We start from the raw sequence: 1,070 nt of genomic DNA, 5'->3' as shown, positions 1-1,070 counted from the left end.
AATGACAATGATGCGGTTAACAAAGGTCAGTTAGATCAAGGTTTGAAAGAACTTTCTGATAACCTTCAGTCTGATGATTCTGCAGTTGTCCATTATGACAAAAAGACAGATGGTAACATTGATTATACCAGTGTGACTTTGGGTAAAGGTAAAGATTCTGCCGCTGTTGCCCTTCATAATGTAGCGAATGGAAAGATTGCGTCAGGCTCTAAGGATGTTGTTACAGGTGGTCAGATTAACAAAATCGGTGAAGATGTTGCTAAGATTTTGGGTGGTGGTGCGAAGTTTGATGATGGTAGCTTTACAGAACCAACCTATACAGTGTCTAATATTGATAAAGATGGCCATGTAAAAGAGTCTCAATATCATGATGCTGGTTCAGCCCTTGTAGGTCTTGATACGAATATCAAGAATGTCAATGAGAATGTCACCAATAAGTTCAATGAGTTTACACAAAACGTAGATCAAACAACGCAACAACTTAAAGATGATGCGTTATTGTGGAGTAAGGAAGCGAATGCCTTTGTCGCCGATCATGGTGCAGAAGGTAAAAAGGCTAACAGTAAGATTACCCATCTTTTAGCTGGAGACATTTCTAAATCTTCTACAGATGCAATTACAGGTGGTCAGCTTTATTCATTGAATCAGACGCTTGCGACCTATTTTGGTGGTGGTGCAAAGTATGAAGATGGCAAATGGACAGCTCCAACTTATACGGTTAAGACAGTTAAAGAAGATGGTAAGGAAGAAGAGAAGAGTTATCAGAATGTAGCAGCTGCTTTGACAGGAGTTGGAAGTTCTTTCACGAATATCAGAAATGAAATTACCAAAGAGATTAATAAAGAAATTGCCAATGTGAAAGGTGAGAGCCTTGTTAAGCAAGATCCTGAGAGTAAGCAGATCACTATTGGTAAAGAAGTAGCGGGCACAGGAATCAATATTGCCAACAGTTCAGGTCAAGATCGTAGGCTTTCAGGTGTTAAGGCAGCAGAGAATGACAATGATGCGGTTAACAAAGGTCAGTTAGATCAAGGTTTGAAAGAACTTTCTGATAACCTTCAGTCTGATGA

The 1,070-nt window shown here is 39.4% G+C and carries 1 pseudogene; it reads left to right on the top strand.

The window, feature by feature from the left end:
* Positions 1-1,070: pseudogene (locus ACFINS_RS09730) on the top strand (hypothetical protein); the annotation flags it as partial.

This window comes from Bartonella sp. AA2SXKL (assembly GCF_042197205.1).
GTDB lineage: Bacteria > Pseudomonadota > Alphaproteobacteria > Rhizobiales > Rhizobiaceae > Bartonella.
Note: the sequence above shows the minus strand (reverse complement) of the source record. Positions and strands in the feature narration are given on the sequence as shown.